This is a genomic window from Methylobacterium sp. 391_Methyba4 (genome assembly GCF_029691625.1).
Classification (GTDB): Bacteria; Pseudomonadota; Alphaproteobacteria; order Rhizobiales; family Beijerinckiaceae; genus Methylobacterium; species Methylobacterium fujisawaense.
Genome location: NZ_CP121475.1, coordinates 5,357,740 through 5,371,979, shown reverse-complemented (window position 1 = coordinate 5,371,979; position 14,240 = coordinate 5,357,740). Strand labels below are relative to the sequence as shown.

Below are 14,240 nucleotides of genomic sequence, written 5' to 3'. Positions count from 1 at the left end.
AGTCCGGCCATCACTGCGTTATGTATTCAGGATCGGCGGGGGATTTTTTCGCGCGCGGGCGCAGGGCGAGACTTCGCCGGAGCCGGTGCGGCCTCACTGCGCGGCGCGCAGCGGTCGGAGCCGTGTGAGCATCGTCGCCCGCAGGGGACGGGGCCCGTCGCGCCTGTCCCGGGCGCGGCGGGCGGAGGCTGGACGTAACGCCTCAGCCCACCTGCCGCAGGTGGCTGCCCCGCGTGCCGGGCACCGCCTGCATGGCGCGGATGAAGGCGGCGATACGGGGGGCGATCACCGCCCGGTAGCGGGAGCCGTTGAACACGCCGTAATGGCCGACGCCGGCCTGGAGATGGTAGGCCTTGCGGGCGTCGGGCAGGTTCGGCGTGAGGTCTAGGGCCGCCTTGGTCTGGCCGACGCCGGAGATGTCGTCGTTCTCGCCCTCGACCGCGAGGATCGCGCAGCGGCGGATGGCTCCGAGATCGACCAGCGTGTCCCGGTGGCGCATCCGACCCGTGGGCAGGGCGTGGTCGACGAACACGGTCTGCACGGTCTGGAGGTAGTACTCGGCCGTCAGGTCCATCACGGCGAGGTACTCGTCGTAGAATTCGCGGTGCTTCTCGGCCGAATCGCCGTCGCCCTTCACCAGGTGGTCGAACATGTCCGAATGGGCGGTGACGTGCCGGTCGAGGTTCATCGCCATGAAGCCCGACAGCTGCAGGAAGCCCGGATAGACCCGGCGCCACGCCCCCGGGTAGATCGGCGGCACGAGGCTGATCGTGTTCTGCTCGAACCACGCCTGGCCGCGCTCCTGCGCGAGGCAGTTCACCGCGGTGGGCGAGCGGCGGGTGTCGATCGGGCCACCCATCAGGGTCATGGAGGTCGGCACCGCCGGCTCGTCGGCCGCCTCCATCAGCGCCACCGCGGCGAAGACCGGCACCGCCGGCTGGCACACCGCCATGACGTGCAGGTCCGGCCCGAGGACGGCGAACATCTCCTGCAGGTAGTCGATGTAATCGTCGAGGTCGAACTGGCCCGCGAACAGCGGCACCATCCGGGCATCGGTCCAGTCGGTGACGAACACCCGGTGGTTCGGCAGCATCGCCTCGACGGTGCCGCGCAGGAGCGTGGCGTAGTGGCCCGACATCGGCGCGACGATCAGCAGCTTGGGCTGCGCCTCGGCGGGGGGCGTCGGGAAGGCGCGGTCGAAGGCGATCAGGCGGCAGAACGGCCGCTCCCAGACCACCCGCTCGGTGACCGGGACCGGCGCGCCGTCGACGACCGTCTCGGTGAAGCCGAAGGCGGGCTTGCCGTACTGGCGGGTGACGCGCTCGAACATCTCGCAGCCAGCGCTCACCGCGCGTGCATAGGGGCCGTAGGCCAGGGGGTTGCCCGGCAGCTGCAGCCCGTAGCGCGTCAGATCGGCGGCAACGCGGGCGGGCGCCATCAGGGCGCGGGCGCCCTCGTACATCGAATAGGCCAGCAGCATCGTCACCTCGCGGTCTCGGTCCGGCCGCCGGCATTGCGCCGCACGGCCCGTCCCCTGCAACCCGAATCGGTAGGATAATGCTCCACCCTGAACGCCGGTGGAACATCCCGGAGCCGCGGCGACTTGCCTGTGACCACGTTCACCAGCGACGACTTGTCCGGGTCGGCTTGCCGGGATCCCCGCCACCGCGTCATGCGGTGGGGATCCGCGAGAAGCCGGGCCGGTCGGGTCCGTCCGGCGACGCATCGAAACACAGCATGCCCGATACCGATCTCAGCGGCCTCGGCCGCGACGCCCGACACCTGCGGCTCGACACCTTCGTCCGCCTCCGCTGGCTCGCCGTCACGGGCCAGAGCGCGGCGGTGGTCGGGGCGCAGTTCGGCCTCGGCCTGCCGCTCCCCTTCGGCTGGTGCTTCCTGGTGATCGCCACCTCGTCCTGGCTGAACCTCGCCCTGCGGATCCGATTCCCCGCGAGCTACCGTCTCAGCGACGATTCGGCCGCGCTGCTGCTCGCCTTCGACATCGTGCAGCTCGCGGCTTTGCTGTTCCTCACCGGCGGGCTCCAGAATCCGTTCTCGCTGCTGTTCCTCGCCCCCGTGCTGATCTCCGCGACCGCCCTCCCGCCCGAGCGGACGCTGGCGCTGGGGCTTCTGGCGGTGGGGCTCGCGACCCTGCTCGCCCTGGTGCACCGGCCCCTGCCCTGGTTCGCCGACGGGCGGATCGAGCTGCCGTTCCTGTATGTCTCCGGCGTCTGGACGGCGATCCTGCTCGGCACCGCCTTCACGGGCGTCTACGCGTGGCGGGTGGCGGAGGAGACGCGGCTCCTCGCCCAGGCGCTCGCCGCCACCGAACTCGTGCTCGCCCGCGAGCAGCACCTGTCGCAGCTCGACGGGCTGGCGGCCGCCGCTGCCCATGAATTGGGCACGCCGCTGGGCACCATCATGGTGGTGACCAAGGAGCTGATCCGCCAGCTCGGCCCCACCGCCTCGCCGGCGGTCGCGGAGGATCTCAACCTGCTGCGCGAGCAGGTCGACCGCTGCCGCGGCATCCTCGGCAAGCTGACCTCCCTCGACGGGGACGGGGTCGGCTTCCTGGAGACGGTCACGTTCAGCCACCTCGTGGAGGAGCTGGTGGCGCCCCAGCGGGCGCTGGGCGCCGCCCTCGACGTCACCAGCGCCGGCGACGGCCCGGAGCCGGCCTGCCGCCGCAACCCGGGCGTCATGTTCGGCCTCGCCAACATCCTCGACAACGCCGTGGACTTCGCCGAGGCCCGCGTCTCCGTCGAGGGGCGCTGGACGCCCGACCGGGTCTGGATCGAGATCCGCGACGACGGGCCGGGCTTCTCCAGCGAGGTGCTGCTGCGGGCCGGCGAGCCCTACGTCACGACCCGCAGCCACGACCGGCCGCAATCCGGCGAGACCGTGGGGGCCGGGCTCGGCCTGGGCCTGTTCATCGCCAAGACCCTGATCGAGCGCTCGGGGGCGCAGCTCGCCCTGATGAACGTCGCCGCGCCGGACGCCCATGGGGCGATCGTGCGGGTCTCCTGGGCCCGCCACATCTTCGAGCGGGGGGCGGCGCCGCGACATTCTCCGGAACTCAGTATCCGCGCCCCCCTGCCACCGCGCGATGCCGTACCTATATGAGGCACAGACCAAGAACCCGACGACGAAAACCCAAAAGGAGTGTCGGATGCTCACGCAGCCCGGGACTGTGGCGGCGACCAACCCCGCCGTGATCGACGATGCCGATCCGCTGGCCGCCTTCTCCGACCGCAGCCTGTTGATCGTTGACGACGACAAGCCCTTCCAGACCCGCCTCGCCCGCGCCATGGAGAGCCGCGGCTACCACGTGCAGGTGGCCGACAGCGTCGCGGACGGCGTCTCGGCCGTCGAGGCGCGCGCCCCCGCCTTCGCGGTGATCGACATGCGCCTGGGCGACGGCAACGGCCTGGACGTGATCGCCCGCCTCAAGGAGCGCCGTCCCGAGGCCCGGGGCGTGATCCTGACCGGCTACGGCAACATCGCCACGGCGGTGACCGCGGTGAAGCTCGGCGCCTTCGACTACCTCGCCAAACCCGCCGATGCCGACGAGATCCACGGCACGCTGATGGCGCAGCCGGGCGAGCGGGCCGACCCGCCGGAGAACCCGATGTCGGCGGACCGGGTCCGCTGGGAGCACATCCAGCGCGTCTACGAGCTGTGCAGCCGCAACGTGAGCGAGACCGCCCGGCGCCTCAACATGCACCGGCGGACCCTGCAGCGGATCCTGGCCAAGCGCGCGCCGCGCTGACACGGGATCCGTCCCGTCGGTTGCATCACGCGGCCGCTCCGGGCTAGCTGCGCGCGTCCCGGACGGCGCGTCCGGGACGCGAAATCTATTCGAGGGCGGATCTCGTGAACGGGCGCAACGCCATCACCATCATCAGCATGATGGTCCTCGTCGGCACCGAGGTGTTCGCCGTGGCCATCGCGGCGGGCTGGGCCATCGCGGGCATCTTCGATCTCGGCGAGCGGGTGGGACACGTCCTGATGGGCGTGTTCAGCCTGTTCGCGGCCTGGGTCATGCTCCAGCTCTGGCGCCGGGCCACCAGCATCGAGCCGCTGCGGAGCCCGGCCACGCATCGCTGAGCGAGTGCGCCTGCTCTAGAAATATTCGTCAAGTTGCACCGAATACCGGAATTATCCCCATGCGTGCGGGGTGTTCGACAGTTCGGCGGCCTTCCTGCTAGAAGCGGTCCGCGGCGGTCTGTGTGACGATGTCGCAGGTCACACTCCCGTCCCGGACACGCGTGAGACCCGAAGATCCATGAAAGCCCGTATCATCGTCACCCTGAAGACCGGTGTGCTGGACCCGCAGGGTAAGGCGATCGAGGCCGCACTCAGATCCCTCGGCATCGAGGGCGTCGACGGCGTCCGGCAGGGCAAGGTCTTCGACATCGAGGTCTCGGCGGTCGACAGCGCCGCCGCGGAGGCGACGTTGCGCACGGCCTGCGAGAAGCTCCTGGCCAACACCGTCGTCGAGAATTACGCGATCGAGATCCTCTGATGCACGCCGCGGTCGTCGTCTTCCCGGGTTCCAACCGCGAATCGGACGTCGTCCGGGCCCTGCGGCGATCCGGCGCGCAGGTGAGCCTCGTCTGGCACGCGGACCACGAACTGCCCGCCGGCACCGACCTCGCCGTGCTGCCCGGCGGCTTCTCGTACGGCGACTACCTGCGCTGCGGCGCCATCGCCGGCCGGGCCGCCGCCATGGATGCGGTGCGGGCCCACGCGGCGCGCGGCGGACTCGTGCTCGGCATCTGCAACGGCTTCCAGATCCTGTGCGAATCCGGCCTCCTGCCAGGCGTGCTGATGCGCAACGTCGACCGGCGTTTCATCTGCCACCGCCAGACGCTCCGGGTCGAGCGCACCGACACCCGCTTCACCAGCGCCTACGCCCCGGGTCAGGTCATCGACGTCTGCGTCGCCCACGGGGAAGGCAATTACTTCGCCGATCCCGAGACGCTGGCGCGGATCGAAGGCGAGGGCCGGGTCGCCTTCCGGTACTGCGACGCCACCGGCGCCATCACCGTGGAGGCCAACCGCAACGGCTCCCTCAACGCCATCGCGGGCGTCCTGTCGGAGACCGGGAACGTGCTCGGGATGATGCCGCACCCGGAGAACTTCGTCGAAGACCTGATCGGCGGAACCGACGGGCGCGGCCTGTTCGACAGTCTGGCGGCCTGAGATCACCGGCCGAAGATTTGTATTAACTGCCGATTAAGGTTTCCGGGGCATAAAGAGGCATCCAGTGATCTGGATGTCGAGTTGGACATGTTCGTCCGCTCTGTTTTGATGCCTCCCTGATGACTCTTCGAGCCGCTCCATCCGGGGCGGCTTTTTTCTGCGCGGATGCCGGAGCGCGGATCGCGCGAGCCACGTCTTCCGGACCGCGCAGGGCCGCTGCCGCGCCCCGGAACGACGGCAAGAACCCTGAATCGTCCAGGGCAGGCACCCTGATCCCACGCGGGAGGGGGACAGGATGAGGCCGGATCCGTGACCCTCGTCGAGGCCATGCCGCGGTTTCAGAACGCCGCTCCGGCGTCGGCGCTGCGCACGCTCGGGATCCGCAACAGAAAGCCCAGGCCGGGCGGACCCGACCTGGGCAGACTCGACTCGGGCAGACCCGACTTGAGCGGAGCGCGAGCCGGGACCGGTCGCCTCAGTACAATCCGCCGGCCTGCGCGGCCCGGTCGGGATCGGCCGGGACCGCCGCGGGGGCGGCGGCCTGGCCGCCGCCCGAGGACGACGGCGCCACGTAGGAATCCGCCGGTGCGGTACCGGGCTTGAACGCCTCCAGGATGGTCCCGGCGCCCTCGCCGGACCCCGCACGGGTGCCGCTGGCGAGATTGATGCGGATCAGCTTGATCCCCGGGGGCACGCGGAACGGCGTCGGCGGCTTGTCCTTGAGGGCGGTCTTGAGGAACTCCAGGGCGATCGGCGCCGCCAGCCCGCCGCCGGTGGCGCGGTCGCCGAGCGAGCGCGGCTTGTCGAAGCCGATATAGATGCCGACCGCCAGATCCGGCGAGAAGCCCACGAACCACGCGTCCTTGGCGTCGTTGGTCGTGCCGGTCTTGCCGGCGAGCGGCTTGCCGATCTGCTTCAGGATCGTCGCGGTCCCGCGCTGGACCACGCCCTCCATGATCGAGACCATCTGGTAGGCGGTCAGCGGGTCGAGCACCTGCTCGGAATCGTCCACCAGCTTCGGCTCGTCCTGGCCGGACCACTTCTCGGCGTCGCAGCCGATGCATTTGCGGTTGTCGTGGCGGTAGATGGTCTCGCCGATACGGTCCTGGATCCGGTCGATCAGGGTCGGCCTAATGCGCCGGCCGCCATTGGCCAGCATCGAGTAGGCGGTGACCATGCGCATCACCGTGGTCTCGCCCGCGCCCAGCGACATCGGAAGAACCGGCAGCATGTCGTCGTAGACGCCGAAGCGGCGGGCGTACTCGGCGATGAGCGGCATGCCGACATCCTTGGCGAGCCGCACCGTCATCAGGTTCTTCGAGTGCTCGATGCCGTAGCGCAGGGTGTGGGGGCCGCCGGACTTGCCGTCGTAGTTCGAGGGCGTCCAGGCCTCCTGGCCGGGGCCGGCCTCGATGGTGATCGGGGTGTCCTGGATGATCGAGGCGGGCGTGTAGCCGTTGTCCAGCGCCGCCGAGTAGACGATCGGCTTGAACGAGGAGCCGGGCTGGCGCATCGCCTGGGTGGCGCGGTTGAACTCGGATTCGTCGTACGAGAAGCCGCCGACCATCGCGTGCACCCGGCCCGTATTCGGGTCCATGGCCACGATGGCGCCGGAGACCTCGGGCTTCTGGCGCAGGCGGAACTGGCCGCGGCCGCCATCCATCGCCTCGACATAGACCATGTCGCCGGGCTGGAGGTTGGCGCGGCCGGCCCAGCGCATGCCCTCGGGCGTGATCACGCCGGTCTCGCGGTCCTTGACCACCTGGCCGGAGGCCTCGCGCTTGGGCTGCAGGCCGATCTGCACGCCGCCGCCGCCATTGCCCAGCACCACGGCGAGGCGCCACGGTGCCACGTCGCCCAGCGCCGGAACCTCGGCCGCCGCCATGCCCCAGTCGCGCCCGGTCAGGTCGACCTTGGTGACCGGCCCGCGCCAGCCATGGGCCTGATCGTAGCGCACGAGGCCGTCGACCAGCGCCTTGCGGGCCCAGCCCTGCATCTTCGGATCGAGGGTCGTGCGCACCGAGAGGCCGCCCTCGTAGAGCTTCTTCTCGCCGTAGCGCTCGGAGATCTCGCGGCGGACCTCCTCGGTGAAGTAGTTGGCGTTGGCGGCGTTCGGGAAGGCGACGCGCGGGTTGACGCCGAGCGGCATCTTCTTGGCGGAATCCGCTTCCTCCTTGGTGATGTAGCCGTTCTCCGCCATCAGGCGGATGATCTCGTTGCGGCGGTCCAGCGCCGCCTGGGTCTTGCGGTAGGGGTGGTAGTTGTTCGGCCCCTTCGGCAGGGCGGCGAGGTAGGCCGCCTCGTTGATGGTCAGCTCGTGGACCGATTTTCCGAAGTAATCCAACGCCGCTGCCGCCACGCCGTGGAGGTTGCGGCCCGGGACGATCGTGCCGAGGAAGATCTCGTTGAGGTACAGCTCGAGGATCTTGTCCTTCGAGTAGGCCGCCTCGATCCGGAGGGCCAGCAGCGCCTCCTTGATCTTGCGGTCGTAGGTCTGCTCGGAGGAGAGCAGGAAGTTCTTGGCGACCTGCTGGGTGATGGTCGAGGCGCCCTGCCGCTTGCCCGACTTGGCGTTGGTCAGGAAGGCGCGCACGATCCCCTCGGGGTCGATGCCGCCGTGCTTGTAGAAATTCTTGTCCTCGGCCGACAGGAAGGCCGCGACGACGATCTTGGGCATCGCCTGGATCGGCAGGTACAGCCGGCGCTCGCGGGCATATTCGGCGAGCAGCGAACCGTCCGCCGCGTGGACGCGGGTCATCACCGGCGGCTCGTAATTGGCGAGCGCCGCGTGGTCGGGCAGGTCCTGGCTGTACTTCCAGTAGAAGTACCCGCCCACCGCCGCGCCGACCACGAACAGCACCGCGCCAGCGCTGAACAGGATCCCGAAGAAACGAAGGATCAGACGCATCCGGTGTTCCGCTCGTCGCTGGCCCGGCCGAATGCCGGAATCGGCTCATCCGGCGCGTGCGTCCGCTCTCGATGCGGTCAGCCCCCGGATGCTCCCGTCAGGCCCCTTCGGAATGCCGGTTTCGACGGCGGTGCGACGGGGCGTTCGGACGTCCCGTATCGACACGCATTCTATGGTGAAACTGGGGCGACAGCGGCCGAGCGGCGCATGACCGTCGGACGCCCCAGGGTGGCGCGGTTGGTGAAGAACAGATCGATCGCCTTGGCCATGGAGCCGGTGACGCCCGCCCGCCACTCCGGCGATTGCAGCATCTCCAGGTCGCGCTTGCTGGAGAGATAGCCCAGCTCCACCAGCACGCTCGGCACGTCGGGGGAGCGCAGCACCACGAAGCGCGCCTCGCGGTGGGGCTTGGCGCTCATCTCGATCACGGGGGCGAGCTGGCCCATCAGCGTGCGGGCGAAGCCCGACGAGAAGCCGCGGGTCTCGCGCAGGGTCAGCTCCTGCAGGATGTCGGCGATGTCCGGCGGCGCCTCGGCGGCGTCGGCGCCCGCGGCGGCGTCGGCCCGGTTCTCGCGCTCCGCGAGCTTGGCGGATTCGGCGTCCGTGGCCTTCTCAGCATTGGTGTAGATCGTGGCGCCCCGCACCTGGGGGGCCGCCGAGATCGAATCCGCGTGGATCGACACGAACAGGTCGGCCTTGGCCTCGCGGGCGAGGCGCACCCGGTCGGCGAGGGGCACGAACACGTCCCGGTCGCGGGTCATCCGGACCCGGTAGCGCCCGGCCGCCTCCAGCTTCTCCACCAGCGCCTGGGCGAAGCCGAACACGATATCCTTCTCGAACACGCCGCCCACCGCGATGGCGCCGGGATCGGTGCCGCCGTGGCCGGCATCGACCATGATCAGCGGGCGCTGGTCGGTCGGTTCCGGCGGGGCGCTGCGGGCCTGGGCGGGGGCGGGATCCGCGGCGGCCGCGGCCTTGCGGAAGGCGTCGCGGTCGGCGCGCTGGAGCGGGATCGTGAGCAGCACCGCGCCGTCGCGGGCCCGCGTCACCGACTCGATCCTGCCGACGGTGGCGGGGGCGGTGAGGTCGATCACGATGCGGGAGCGGCCTGGGGCGAACAGGCCGTAGCGGAAGGATTGGACGAGCCCGTCGCGGCGGCTGCCGGTCCCGGATTCGAGCTGGAAGTTGACCTCGGGCAAGTCGATCACCGCCCGGTCCGGCCGCTCCATCACGAAGCCGCGGGCCTCGACGGCCCGGGACAGGGTCAGGGTCAGGCGCGTGCCGCCGGCCTGGCTCGCGAGGTCGGCCCCGATGGCGACGGCGGGCTTCTCGCCGTTCTGCGCGGCAACCGGCGCTCCCGCCAGGGCCGGCAGAAGCGCCACGGCCAGGCGAAGCCATGCGGTACGGATCAGGCGCGCGCAGTTCGGCATCGGTCCGGTGTCGTTTCCCGTGCCCTCCGTTACGGCATGGGACCGACTTGGTTAACGGACGGTTGCCGCCGCCGGTTCGATCCGGGGGCCCGTGTTGCCGGGATGCGACAAGTCCCGCGCCGCTTCAGCGGTACGCGACCACGCGGCTCGTCTGACCGATGACCGTGACCCAGCAGGTCAGGGACGCGTCGGCGGCCCGCTGGACCTCGCCGACCTGCAGGCGAATCACCTCGGCCGGCGACCGGGCGCCCGAGAGCGCCCGCAGATGCGCCAGGGCCGCCTCGCCCTCGCAGCGCACGTAGCGGGCGATGGTCGAGCCGATCTCGACGACATCGAAGCGGTCGGGGGTGAAGACGATCCGGTGTGGGACGTCGACGGCGTCCGGCACCGGCGGGAGGGCGATATCCGCCGCGGCACCGGCTTCGGGGACCGGCTGCGCGGCCGTCTCGGTCGGCCCATCGGCCGGCACCTCGGTCTGCACCTCAGAGGCGGTCTCGGGCAGGACCGGGGTGGTCGCCGCGGGCGCCGCCTGGGCCGGCTCGGCCTGCGGCTCGTGGGTCTCGACGGAAACGTCGCTCGCCGGCGCGGGTGCGTCCTCGGCGATCGGCGCAGGGCGGAACTCGGCCGGGGCCAGCGCCTTCCGGAGCGGTTGGGGTAATCCGGCGGGGCGGCCTCCCCTCGGTCGACGCGGCTTTCCCATCGCGCGATCTCCTCCTGTCGGCGTCAGGCCGTCCTGACGGAGCGGCGGCCGGAGGGTCGTGCGCAGCCGGCTCGCCCGCGGTGTCGGCCTCGGACCCGTGACGCCCGGGTGTCAGAGCCTCGGATCCGGTCGGCGCCGCGCGCCCTCCGGATCCCGTATCGTGTCCCCGATCGAGGATCGGGGACGGCGCGCCGGCCTCAGCGGGCGGCGGCGTTCTGGGCGAGGGCGCCGTAATCCTTGGCCTGGGCCTGGAGCGCGGCGAACTGGCTGCGGACGAACTCGGACTGGAGCTCGAACGCCTCGCGGAGATCCTTCGTGCGCACCAGCTTCTGGGCGAAGTCGAAGGTCGCGTTGGCGTTGGCCTGCGCGTGATCAAACCCCTTCGCGACCGCGGCGGTCAGGGTCGACTGGAAGGTCTGACCCGAGGTCTGGACCTGCTCGGCGACCTTCACGGCGTTCGTCATCATGGTGCCGACAGCGGTCCGAGCCTGATCGACGCTCTTCTCGGCGAAGTCGCGCATCTCGGTCGGGATCTCGAAGTTCGGGGTCTGCATCGATGTCTCCAGCAACGTTCATGGAGCGGGACGCCGGATGCGTCCGCGTTGACGCGCTTCTATATGTTGCACCGCAACAAGAAGTCAAGTGCATGCTTCGGGGGCCATGCAGGACCCGGAAGCCCGATAAAATGCAGATCCGATGATCTCGCACAGTCATCGCATCGCGGCTGCAGCCCCGATAGCAGATTGCGTGCAAGCTGCGCCATTTATCCGATCGGCCAAGATTGCCGATCCCGGCAAGAGGCCGCTTCGCAAAAAACGATCTGCCTGTCCAGAGGGGCACGAACGGATCGTGAATGCTTGTGGTATACCAGACGGGCCGGGCCGCCTCGGATCATCGCGGCTGGGCCAGCGAATCCGGATGCTGCATCGCACCAGCCGCGGCTCCGGACAGACGGGCGTAGAGCCCCCGGAGCGCCGCCGCATGGGCGTCCAGGCCCATCGGCGCGGTGCGGAAGAGCCTGCGGGCCTCCGCTCCGAGCGACGCCGCCAGGGCGTCGTCCCGGAGCGCCGTGAAGGCCTCGGCGAGGGGCCCGACCTCCGGTGCGAGCACGAATCCGGTCCGGCCGTGCCGGACCTTCTCGGCGGCGCCGGAGCGGTCGGAGGCCACGACCGGGATGCCGGCCGCCAGCGCCTCGTAGACGGTGAGCGGGCCGGTTTCGTACCAGCGCGACGGCGCCGCCAGCGCCCGGGCGCGGGTCCGGAGCGTAGCCCAGACCGCCTCGGGCCTCTGCCATCCGATCACCTCCACGCCGTCCCGGGCACGCAGCTCCGCCTCCAGGGGGCCGGCGCCGATGAACAGGGCCGGAAGTCCGGCCCTCCGCGCGGCGTCGGCCACGAGGTCGGCGCCCTTCTCGCGGGTCAGGCGCCCCACATAGGCGATCGCGTCGCCGCGGGCGGGCGCGGCCGCGGGCCCCTCCGGAAGCCGGACGGGGTTGTCGATCCGATGATGTGTGAGGGCGTAGCCGCCGAGCAGAGCGCCCAGCCGCTGCCGGCTGGCGTCGCAGACATGGACGACGTGCAGCGGATGGTGCCGGCTGGCCCGACCGACGACCTGCCGCAGCGCCGCGGCACGGGCGACCCGCACGAGCTTGTGCCCCCGGCTGCGGGGATCGCAGGGCGCCGCAAGGCAGGCGGCCGACAGGGGGGCGAGCCCGCAGGGCTCGGCCCGGTCGAAGCGGTAATAGACGCCGTTCGGGCAGGCCAGGGCGTAGTCGTGCAGCGTGACGACCAGCGGCACCCCGGTCTTCGACAGGACCGGAACGATCGCCGGCGACAGGGTCCGGGTCCATTGGTGCAGGTGGATACAGTCCGGCGGCGCGGCGAGGCCCGCGAGAGCCGCGGTGAGGCGGCGGGCGGCGGCGGCGTGCCAGATCCCGGCGGCAGCCGCCCGCGCGGCACCGAGCGACCAGATGTCGGGCAGGCCGAGATCGATCCGCTGGATCCCGGCATGGTCGAGGAGCGGATCGACGGCCCCCGAGATCGCCTGGATGTAGGTGACGGCGAGACCGGCCTCGGCGAGCCCGCGGGCCGATTCCAGCGCCACCTTCTCGGCCCCGCCGCTGGCGGCCGCGAACTCGGCCAGGATCACGACATGCACGGTGTCCCTCCCGGGGATCGCGTCGGTCTCGGGAGCCGGGAGGATGAAGGAGAGCGGTTTACGGGGGATCAACCGCGGCCGGATACAGATCTTTGCCCCGGATCAGAGCGGCGGAATTCCTGACGTGCACGTCGTCTTCGTCGCAGACCACGCCGCGATCAACGGCGGCCAGGCCAAGGTCGCGATCGAATCCGCCCTGGGGCTCGCCGCCCGGGGGATCCGCGTCAGCCTGTTCGCCGCGGTCGGCCCGGTGGACCCCCGGCTGGAGCCCGCCGGAATCCGGGTGGTCTGCCTGGAGCAGGACGACGTCACCACGGCGCGCAGCAAACTGGCCTTCGCCGCCCAGGCGATCTGGAACGGCGCGGCACGCCGCGCCCTCGCGCGGGAACTCGCCGCCTGCGACCCCCGGGACACCCTCGTCCACGTCCACGCCTTCGCCAAGGCGCTGTCGCCGTCGATCGGCCCGGCGATCCGGGCCTCCGGGCTGCCGTGCCTCTACACGATGCACGAGTTCTTCCTCGTCTGCCCCACCGGCGGCTTCTACGCCTATCCGGAGCAGCGGATCTGCCATCGGACCCCGATGTCGGCCGCCTGCATCGCGGCGCATTGCGACGCACGCAGCTACCCGCGCAAGGTGGCCCGGATGGTCCGCCATGCCGGCCTCGCCCACGTGGCCCGGCTGCCGGATCTGTTCGCCCACGTCGTCACGATCAGCGATCTGCAGGAAAGCGTCGTCCGGCCGCTGATGCCCCCCGGCACCGTGTTCCACCGGGTCGACAACCCGATCGCGGTGGTGCAGGCGCCCCTGCGGGAGGGCGCGCCGGGCGACTTCCTGTTCGTCGGGCGGATCTCCACCGAGAAGGGCGCGCCGATCTTCGCGGACGCGGCCAAGCGCGCGGGGGTGCGGGCGGTCTTCGTCGGCGACGGCCCCCAGCGGGCCGATCTCGCGGCGCGCCATCCCGAGGCCGTCATGCTCGGCTGGCGCGACGCCGCCGGCGTACAGGCGCTGATGCGCCAAGCCCGGGCGCTGGTCTTCCCGAGCGTCTGGTACGAGGGCCAGCCGCTCACCGTCTACGAGGCCCTGGCCTGCGGGGCGCCGGTGATCGTCAGCGATGCCTGCGCGGGGCGGGAGGCGGTGATCGATGGCGAGACCGGGTTCTGGTTCCGCTCCGGCGATCCGGAGGCGCTCGCCGCCCATCTGCGCCGCCTGACCGACGACGGCCTCGCCGCCCGGATGGGCCGGGCCGCCCACGACCGCTACTGGACGGCGCCCCTGAGCCTCGACGCCCATCTCGACCGCCTCGAGGGCGTCTACGAGACGGTGATGCGCGGGGCCACCGCCCGCAGGAGGGGCCTGAGCCCGGTCGATCGGCCGCTCGCGACCGCCTGACCCTGCCGCCGGTTCGGCCGTCCGTGCGCGGGACGCGGAGCCAGCCCGTCGGCGCCGCGCCGCCCGTCGCGCTGCCCGTCGCGCTGCCGCGGATCCCGACGCCGCGCGGGTGACGCCGGCGAGGCCATGGGCCGGACGCTTCGACCGGAAAGCCCATGCGGCCGCCGGAAAGATCGGATACACCCGCCGTCCCTCGCGTTGATGCCCACCAGCACCCTTGCGTGCCTCCGTCACGGACGAGTGAGCGACATGGCCGAGACCCAAAACAAGCCGAACGAAGCCAAGCCGGGCTTCCAGCAGGGCAGCGCCAAGCCGGGCGACGCCAAGAACCCCGACAACAAGCAGGAGAAGCTGAACGAGCGCCTGGACGAGGCCCTGGAGGAGACCTTCCCGTCGAGCGATCCGGTGTCGGTGAAGATCACCAAGTAGGCCCCGGGCCTGCACCGGCCG

Annotated in this window: 13 protein-coding genes; 7 read left to right on the top strand and 6 right to left on the bottom strand. The window is 71.1% G+C overall.

The window, feature by feature from the left end; genetic code table 11:
• Positions 1-202: 202 nt before the first annotated feature.
• Positions 203-1,480 (bottom strand): polyhydroxyalkanoate depolymerase, encoded by a 1,278-nt coding sequence (gene phaZ / locus P9K36_RS25300; RefSeq protein WP_043384766.1) that lies wholly within the window; start codon positions 1,478-1,480, stop codon positions 203-205.
• 257 nt (positions 1,481-1,737) lie between these two features.
• Here phaZ and P9K36_RS25295 point away from each other — a divergent pair, with 257 nt between their 5' ends.
• From P9K36_RS25295 to purQ, 5 genes are all read left to right on the top strand, one after another.
• The gene (locus P9K36_RS25295) at positions 1,738-3,123 is read left to right on the top strand and encodes an ActS/PrrB/RegB family redox-sensitive histidine kinase (protein ID WP_043350081.1); all 1,386 of its coding nucleotides are present in this window, start codon (positions 1,738-1,740) and stop codon (positions 3,121-3,123) included.
• A gap of 46 nt (positions 3,124-3,169) precedes the next feature.
• Positions 3,170-3,769 (top strand): ActR/PrrA/RegA family redox response regulator transcription factor, encoded by a 600-nt coding sequence (locus tag P9K36_RS25290; RefSeq protein WP_043350065.1) that lies wholly within the window; start codon positions 3,170-3,172, stop codon positions 3,767-3,769.
• Positions 3,770-3,873: 104 nt separating this feature from the next.
• Positions 3,874-4,107: a hypothetical protein gene (locus P9K36_RS25285; RefSeq protein WP_043350069.1), complete on the top strand. Its 234-nt coding sequence runs from the start codon at positions 3,874-3,876 to the stop codon at positions 4,105-4,107.
• Positions 4,108-4,285: 178 nt separating this feature from the next.
• Positions 4,286-4,525 carry a phosphoribosylformylglycinamidine synthase subunit PurS gene (purS, locus tag P9K36_RS25280; protein WP_043350071.1) on the top strand — a complete coding sequence of 80 codons (240 nt, stop codon included), beginning with the start codon at positions 4,286-4,288 and terminating at the stop codon, positions 4,523-4,525.
• Positions 4,525-5,205 (top strand): phosphoribosylformylglycinamidine synthase subunit PurQ, encoded by a 681-nt coding sequence (purQ, locus tag P9K36_RS25275; RefSeq protein WP_043350073.1) that lies wholly within the window; start codon positions 4,525-4,527, stop codon positions 5,203-5,205. The genes purS and purQ overlap by 1 nt, the downstream gene beginning before the upstream one ends.
• Before the next feature lie 475 nt (positions 5,206-5,680).
• Here the strand turns inward: purQ and P9K36_RS25270 are convergent, their stop codons facing one another.
• The 5 genes from P9K36_RS25270 to P9K36_RS25250 form a co-directional block, all read right to left on the bottom strand.
• Positions 5,681-8,113, bottom strand: coding sequence for a penicillin-binding protein 1A (locus P9K36_RS25270; protein ID WP_043350075.1), 2,433 nt, complete (start codon positions 8,111-8,113; stop codon positions 5,681-5,683).
• Between the two features lie 170 nt (positions 8,114-8,283).
• Positions 8,284-9,543: an N-acetylmuramoyl-L-alanine amidase gene (locus P9K36_RS25265; protein ID WP_043759637.1), complete on the bottom strand. Its 1,260-nt coding sequence runs from the start codon at positions 9,541-9,543 to the stop codon at positions 8,284-8,286.
• 124 nt (positions 9,544-9,667) lie between these two features.
• A complete protein-coding gene (locus P9K36_RS25260; protein ID WP_111473552.1) occupies positions 9,668-10,243 on the bottom strand; it encodes a hypothetical protein in 576 nt (191 codons plus the stop codon).
• Positions 10,244-10,440: 197 nt separating this feature from the next.
• The gene (locus P9K36_RS25255; protein WP_043357179.1) at positions 10,441-10,797 is read right to left on the bottom strand and encodes a phasin; all 357 of its coding nucleotides are present in this window, start codon (positions 10,795-10,797) and stop codon (positions 10,441-10,443) included.
• Between the two features lie 337 nt (positions 10,798-11,134).
• The gene (locus P9K36_RS25250; protein WP_111474329.1) at positions 11,135-12,400 is read right to left on the bottom strand and encodes a glycosyltransferase; all 1,266 of its coding nucleotides are present in this window, start codon (positions 12,398-12,400) and stop codon (positions 11,135-11,137) included.
• Positions 12,401-12,524: 124 nt separating this feature from the next.
• Here P9K36_RS25250 and P9K36_RS25245 point away from each other — a divergent pair, with 124 nt between their 5' ends.
• Positions 12,525-13,790, top strand: coding sequence for a glycosyltransferase family 4 protein (locus tag P9K36_RS25245; protein WP_111473553.1), 1,266 nt, complete (start codon positions 12,525-12,527; stop codon positions 13,788-13,790).
• Between the two features lie 249 nt (positions 13,791-14,039).
• A complete protein-coding gene (locus P9K36_RS25240) occupies positions 14,040-14,219 on the top strand; it encodes a hypothetical protein (protein ID WP_043357184.1) in 180 nt (59 codons plus the stop codon).
• The last annotated feature ends 21 nt before the right edge of the window (positions 14,220-14,240 follow it).

What these genes read in the sequence shown, in the direction of transcription:
- phaZ (WP_043384766.1), bottom strand. Translation starts at nt 1,480, where the DNA reads ATGCTGCTGGCCTATTCGATGTACGAGGGCGCCCGCGCCCTGATGGCG.
- P9K36_RS25295 (WP_043350081.1), top strand. Translation starts at nt 1,738, where the DNA reads ATGCCCGATACCGATCTCAGCGGCCTCGGCCGCGACGCCCGACACCTG.
- P9K36_RS25290 (WP_043350065.1), top strand. Translation starts at nt 3,170, where the DNA reads ATGCTCACGCAGCCCGGGACTGTGGCGGCGACCAACCCCGCCGTGATC.
- purS (WP_043350071.1), top strand. Translation starts at nt 4,286, where the DNA reads ATGAAAGCCCGTATCATCGTCACCCTGAAGACCGGTGTGCTGGACCCG.
- purQ (WP_043350073.1), top strand. Translation starts at nt 4,525, where the DNA reads ATGCACGCCGCGGTCGTCGTCTTCCCGGGTTCCAACCGCGAATCGGAC.
- P9K36_RS25270 (WP_043350075.1), bottom strand. Translation starts at nt 8,113, where the DNA reads ATGCGTCTGATCCTTCGTTTCTTCGGGATCCTGTTCAGCGCTGGCGCG.
- P9K36_RS25265 (WP_043759637.1), bottom strand. Translation starts at nt 9,543, where the DNA reads ATGCCGAACTGCGCGCGCCTGATCCGTACCGCATGGCTTCGCCTGGCC.
- P9K36_RS25260 (WP_111473552.1), bottom strand. Translation starts at nt 10,243, where the DNA reads ATGGGAAAGCCGCGTCGACCGAGGGGAGGCCGCCCCGCCGGATTACCC.
- P9K36_RS25255 (WP_043357179.1), bottom strand. Translation starts at nt 10,797, where the DNA reads ATGCAGACCCCGAACTTCGAGATCCCGACCGAGATGCGCGACTTCGCC.
- P9K36_RS25240 (WP_043357184.1), top strand. Translation starts at nt 14,040, where the DNA reads ATGGCCGAGACCCAAAACAAGCCGAACGAAGCCAAGCCGGGCTTCCAG.